Annotated in this window: 4 protein-coding genes; all 4 read right to left on the bottom strand. The window is 48.4% G+C overall.

Features of this window, described 5'->3' with window-relative positions; all coding sequences use genetic code 11:
* Positions 1 to 160 precede the first annotated feature (160 nt).
* Positions 161 to 1,591, bottom strand: coding sequence for a hypothetical protein (locus ACNRUY_RS25530; protein ID WP_488114487.1), 1,431 nt, complete (start codon positions 1,589 to 1,591; stop codon positions 161 to 163).
* Positions 1,592 to 1,698: 107 nt separating this feature from the next.
* Positions 1,699 to 2,892 carry a DUF819 family protein gene (locus ACNRUY_RS25535; protein WP_488114488.1) on the bottom strand — a complete coding sequence of 398 codons (1,194 nt, stop codon included), beginning with the start codon at positions 2,890 to 2,892 and terminating at the stop codon, positions 1,699 to 1,701.
* Positions 2,893 to 2,941: 49 nt separating this feature from the next.
* Positions 2,942 to 4,174, bottom strand: coding sequence for a DSD1 family PLP-dependent enzyme (locus ACNRUY_RS25540; protein ID WP_488114489.1), 1,233 nt, complete (start codon positions 4,172 to 4,174; stop codon positions 2,942 to 2,944).
* 218 nt (positions 4,175 to 4,392) lie between these two features.
* Entirely contained in the window at positions 4,393 to 5,169 is a 777-nt protein-coding gene (locus ACNRUY_RS25545; RefSeq protein WP_488114490.1) for an HAD-IIA family hydrolase, read from the bottom strand.
* Between the last annotated feature and the right edge of the window lie 997 nt (positions 5,170 to 6,166).

Here is a 6,166-nt window from a genome sequence, read left to right on the forward strand (position 1 = left end):
CCGGAAATACCTTGTGCATCACCGGCAATGGGTGAGGGCGGCAGAGTTTTATGGAGGACACCGATCTGCTCTGGGGACATCATGGGTATGGACTTCAGGATGTCTTGGAATTGCTGAGGTTTCATGGCTGGAACTCCACTTTACACGACAATTCTCATGCTCAGGGAGTATAGACCATGTTAGCAACATTTAATTTGAACAGCGCCGTTCTATTGTGTTTGTCCCCACCGATGCGATCCAGTTCTTTCCTTTTAAAAGGGTCATTTTTTCGTGGAAACGATAGCTCAGGGTGTGGGGTCATTAAGTGCATGTAGTATACGACATCAAAGCATTTTCCAAGGTATTTAGTTAGAGGCTTGTCTGTGCCTTCTTGTTTAAGGTATGTCCGATATTCTTCTGAGACATCGGCAATCGCCTCTCTGTGATAGAGCAAGGCACCTGCCGGGCCTGCTGTTTTTATAAGTAATTCCAATGCAGGTTTTGAGGCTGTAATCATTCTTCCCTGCTCTCTATGTCCTGGGGTTACACCGCCATTTGGCATGTATTGACCAGCAAACAAAGGTTGCATCAGGTCATGCCCACTGCTTATATGGTCACTGAATTTTGTAGCGTACTGTGACGCATACCTGTACATTCGATTAAACTGGGCATAGAGTATTTCCTGAGATTCATCCTCCGATAAACCAAGGGTCTCCAGAAAGCTCTCAGCATCTGTCCATTCGTCCTCATAAATAGCTCCCAGCATTTTACTTAAGTCAATCTCTGTGCAGAGCTTTCCATTGATAAGGAGGGATCCTTCTGTACTGGCAATTTTCTGGTCATCCTTGGTGTTCAACTGTTGTTTCAGAGTCTGGATATGCATAAAGTCAGTTTCCTGCCTCTCGTCGGCAGCGGAAAGCGCTTTCTTGAGTTCCTGAACTTCCTGTTGCAGCTGTCTATTTTGTTGCTCGGTTTCGGTAAGCCTACTTTCAAGCATACTGCTTTTCTCCTGTAAAAAACCGTAGTCTTGAGGAGAAGGTGTTTCACCTTGATGTGCTGATGAAAATTGGGATCCAGTTCTCAGTCTTTCGAGCTCTGCTTCCAGTTTTTTGTTTCTTTCTTCGAGGGAATTCTTTTGGATTTTCAGTACCGTGTTTTCTTCCTCCAGCAACCCAAAATCTTGCCCGGTGGCTTGCTTATCGTGTTTAACGGGGTTTGGTTGATCATCCTGTCCTGATATCCTGCCTCTGAGCTCAAGTTCGAGAGTTCCAATATAGCTCTGGAGCCCATCAATTTCTTTCTTCAGGTCTTCAATCTTTTTTTGCTGATCTGCAATGGTTTTCGTAAATTCCATTTGCATAACTTCTCCCCCCATTCTGGAGGGATGAAAGGCCTGGCTGAAATCGGATTTTTTTGTTTTTGGGCGTGTGCCGCCAGGGTTGGTGCCTTTGCTGAAGATTCGATCCCTTAAGTTGGTTTTGTCTGCTTTACTATCACCATCCTTTCCCGGAACTTGTTTTGTGTATTTTCGGGATGAATCGTCAGTTTCTTGACGGTGCTGGTGTTGGTGAGTGAATTCTGTGGATTTGGATCCATCATTTCCTGAGATCATAGTGGCACTCCCTTCTTATTGAAAATAGGAAATCCTATTTACTTTAGCTCACCGGGAAGGGAGGCCTTTCAACGGTCTGAAGTGTTTTTCCAGTGGGTAGGCTCAGGTCAGACCGTCACCAGCCATCGGCTTACATTGGCCACGATAATGCCCAGATAGTTGCCTGCTGCATAACCAATAATGGCGGCAGCAAATCCGGGCAGCAGAATTTCCCGGTTTTTCAGGGCTCCGGCAATCACCGGAATAAAGGGCACTGACATAATGGCGGCTGAGGAGGTGATCAGGAAAGTATCGGTATCCACCCTGAACAGCTTGCACAATATTGCCTGCATGGTCAGTGAGCCCACCAGGATAAAGGTGATGTAGCCAGCCAGGGCATAATCAAGCCGGGTGATGACGCCGGTATCGGTCATGGTTCCCATGGTGAAACAGAATACCAGGATAAGGTACATCCCCAGCTGAAAGCTGTTGGCCAGCGCCCGGACCCTGGGAATAAAAGAGCACACCAGGCCCAGGGTGGTAATGGCAATAATGGTGGTGGTGGATTTCATTGTTTCCGGCATCAGGCTGGCCAGCCCAAGTGAAGCCGCTACTACCGTTCCTGAGCAGAGAAGGGCGGCAAGAGTTTGTGGGAGCTGCTTCAGGTTTGCCAGGCTTTTATAGCTATTGGCGGTTTCGTCGGCCATATGTTCCATGTCATTGCTTCCCCCTGAGGGAGGGCAGCTATCAGGGCTCTGAAGCGGTTGATAAGGGCGTAACAGCAGACCAAATAGGCGTTTGCCAAGCGTAATCACAAACACCAGGTAGAGCGCTGAGAACAGAATGTCATAGGTGACCATGGTCATGAATATTGACTCTTTACCTTCAATGGCGGTTTTAATCGCTGCCATATTGGGGCCGCCACCGGTATAGGCTCCAACTGACATGCCTGCTACCTGCCAGATACTCTCCACCTGATCATTGAAAACCAGTGCTCCCACCGTGCTGACCAGAACCACTGACAGCAACGCCAGCAGCATTCCTTTAAGGGTGTCCCCAGCCATATTCAGGGCACTTTTGACATTGATTGAAAAAAGCAGCAGGGGAAGCGCCAGGGCAATGCTGATTTCAGTGATGTTTGTCTGGATCGGCCCTGCCACTTCAGCGGGGAATAGAAGGTGAATATCGAGGGTGGCCGCAATACCCATTCCTAGCCCGAAAGAGAGCACCACGACGCCCAGTTTGTCCAGAAAGGTAAACCGCTGACACAGCAAAATCAGCAATGCAGGCAGGGTCAGGTAAGCAAATGCAAGTAACATCATGGATCCTTATTGGTATTCTTTTTGTTGTTGTTTCCGTCGGGTTACCCATTTAAATCTGGAGTAAATCCGCAGACTCAAACACTGGCCACCAGTCTATAATTTGTCCATTGTCGTACACGGCGATATTGCCAAACTGCAGGAAAACGGCTTCGCTCTGGGTTGGCCGGAAAAAGAAAAAGTCATCGGCTTTCAGGGAGCTGTCGGGCCTGAGCTCATACATCTCCTGGTTACTGGAGTGACCCAGTATTTTCGACTTTTTTGCGCCTTCCGGAAAACAGGGCTCTGCCAGCCAGTTGCCGCCATAAATGAAACAGGCTTTCCCGGGCAGCAAGCCAAGGGTTCTAAGCCCTTTTGAAAGAGTTGAGGCCATTGGCAATTCCGGATTCTTTACGGTTTTGAGTACCGGTGTTGCAATAAATGCCGCGGGCAGGTGATGGTCGAGGGTGACGACATCAAAGTCGGAGGGTTTAACCAGGGCCGATGCCGTGGCAATTTCATTCACCAGGCCGGGCTTTTTATAAAGGGGGTAAGTTGTGCTGCCTCCCGTATTCAGGGTCAGGCTCTGCAATGCCTCTTCCCCCATTGCCTCATGAAGGGCGTCTACAAATTGCTGATAACTGGCCATGGCATTACGGAAGGCTTTCCTGCTGCCACCCAGCAGAGCAGGTATTTTCGTTATATGGGCTTCGTAACCCATCAGGCCCGCTAACCGCAGTTTTTCAGAGTGACGGATAAGCCCCAGTGCTTTTTTGAAGGAGCGGATGTCGGAAAATCCCCCACGATGCAGGCCAATATCGATTTCCAGATTGATATTAACAAAGGTATCAAGCTCATGGGCCAGAGACTGGTATTGCTGGAGTCTCTCGCTGTTGTCGACCAGCCATTGCAGTTGACGGGCAGGGGAGAACCCGGGGCTGATCCGACGGCTGTGCCATTGATAGAACTGGCGGACACCTTCTACCGGCATCGGCTTGCCCATCAGAATATCGGCATCAGGTATCTGCTCGGTGAGGTAAGCCAGAAAAGGCAGGTGGAAACTCATGAGCCTTCGGGTGCCGGTATGGGACAAAATATAGTCCAGCAAAGGCAGGCAGGGCAGGGACTTGGCCACCAGTCGGAAGTCAAAGCCCCGGTGGATAACCGACATCAGTTGTTCAATGTTATGGTCCAGGCGTTGTTTGTCCACAACCAGAGTGGGACGAAAAGCCCCTGCTTCCGCCAGGGCCTGGCTCATCTGGGTAAAATAGCCTTCGGATAAGGCATTTCCAGTGGTTATTGGCATGCTTTTATAAGCCAGTCAGAATGGCAGTATTTGTTATTTGGTACGTTTGTACCATAAAAGGCCCGGGTATTAAAAGCAAAAGCCCACCTTCCAGATAAGGTCATGGTAAGCCTGGTTCAGCGGGCGTTTTTGCAGTGAAAAACAGTTTGTCTTCCCGTTTTCATGGGTGAGCAAAATGTTTTTTCCGTTATGGATATGTGCTTTACGGACCACCTGTTTTATTGAAACAGATTGATCTCTGCCACGGACGAAAAGATATGGTTTGGCTTAAAAGGCACCTGTTCAATATCTTCTGTCTTGCTGACGCCTGAGAGCACCAGTACCGTTTCCAGGCCCGCCTGAAAACCGGCAAGAATATCCGTACGCAGGTTATCCCCAACGATCAGAGTGTGGTCAGAATGAGCCTCCATCTGATTAAGGGCGGCCCGGATAATCCAGGCACTGGGTTTTCCTACATAAAAAGGTTTTTTCCCAGTGATTCGCTCAATAGGGGCGCACAGGGCTCCGCAGGCAGGTGACATATCCGGCCCGTGGGTATCAGGGTTGGTGGCGATAAAGCGTGCCCCCCGGGCAACGAATTTGGCCGCTGTGTGAATCATGTTCCAGTTAAAGTTCCGGGTTTCCCCCACAACAACGAAATCCGGATTGATGTCCGTCATGGTGAAACCGGCTTTGTAAAGTTCATGCACCAGGGCCCCTTCTCCAATAACAAAGGCCTTATGCCCATCCTGCCGCTTAAGAAACTCCGCCGTGGCCATGGCGGAAGTAAAGAAGTGATGTTCAGGGATTTTGATCCCTGCAGAGGCAAAGCGGTTCTGAAGATCTTTCGGAGTCTGGGAGGGGTAGTTGGTCAGCATCAGCAACGGAATGTCCCGCTCCAGAAGGTCATGAATAAACTGATCTGCGCCGGGGACAATTTTGTTGTCGTGGAGGATAACGCCATCAATATCGCAGATGACGCTTTTGGTTGGTGTCTGGTGCTCAGCTACTGACATCCTATTGCTCCGCTGGGGCTGCTGAATATTGGGTGCCAGTATAAAGAAACCCGGTGTCAGGGACTAATATTCTTTTTTTAAGCTGCCTTTTGATTGCTGCTTCTTTACAACTTACGGCTCCCGGTTCAGTAATCAGTGATGAGCGTCATTATTTCTCCGAGTAGATAAGGTTGCTAGGGAGTATGATTGAAGTCTTTAGACAGAAAATTAAATTCGATAGCAAATGTTATTAATGCAACTCCTTAAACATTCAAAATTTAAAAGTGATGATAGATTCCATCCTTCCAGACCCATTGTCAAAGAGATTATAGCGGCATAAATTCAAGGCATATACTTCTGATTCTGGTGATTTCCCCTCGATGAACAATTTGTTTTCATAAAACTTGGTCCGTAAACTTCTTTGAAAACAATGGGATTGGATTATGATTATCCTGTGTATAAGGCACTGTCATTATCTGGCTTCGAGTGATAAGGCTCTGTGACATCAATAAGCTATATGTCATGGTATAAGTTTTTAATTAATCATTAGGTAAACCCCCGGCTATGCCGGGGAGACTCCCATAGGTTTGATCGAGGCTTCGGTAGCTGATCCTGCTAACTCTGCCCTGAATGGTTAATGGCTTTCCCTCACCCCGGCCCTCTCCCAGAGGGAGAGGGTGTTGACGGTGCCAATATTGAAAGCCCTCTCCCGCTTGGAGAGGGTTTGGGTGAGGGTTGGAGCCTGGATTCTGATCAGCGCCCTTGGGCGCAATAAAAGCCCTTTGAGGGCGTCATCAAATAAGCCTCTGGCTCTCCGGAGGTCGATTAACTTTCCCAGAAAGCGTTCTTTGCAAGTTGTTCTGCGTTTTTGGCCAAACTCGCTATCGGTGACAGGGCAAAAACATGATCAAGAATCAATCAGCCCAAGCACTTTCATCATATAGTCTTCATCCCAGCCACAGGTTTTACGTTTGTTCTTGATACCAGCCTTCACTGAAGTATCAAGCTTGAGAAGGTT

It is taken from the genome of Endozoicomonas sp. Z74 (assembly GCF_057680865.1).

What these genes read in the sequence shown, in the direction of transcription:
- ACNRUY_RS25530 (WP_488114487.1), bottom strand. Translation starts at nt 1,591, where the DNA reads ATGATCTCAGGAAATGATGGATCCAAATCCACAGAATTCACTCACCAA.
- ACNRUY_RS25535 (WP_488114488.1), bottom strand. Translation starts at nt 2,892, where the DNA reads ATGATGTTACTTGCATTTGCTTACCTGACCCTGCCTGCATTGCTGATT.
- ACNRUY_RS25540 (WP_488114489.1), bottom strand. Translation starts at nt 4,174, where the DNA reads ATGCCAATAACCACTGGAAATGCCTTATCCGAAGGCTATTTTACCCAG.
- ACNRUY_RS25545 (WP_488114490.1), bottom strand. Translation starts at nt 5,169, where the DNA reads ATGTCAGTAGCTGAGCACCAGACACCAACCAAAAGCGTCATCTGCGAT.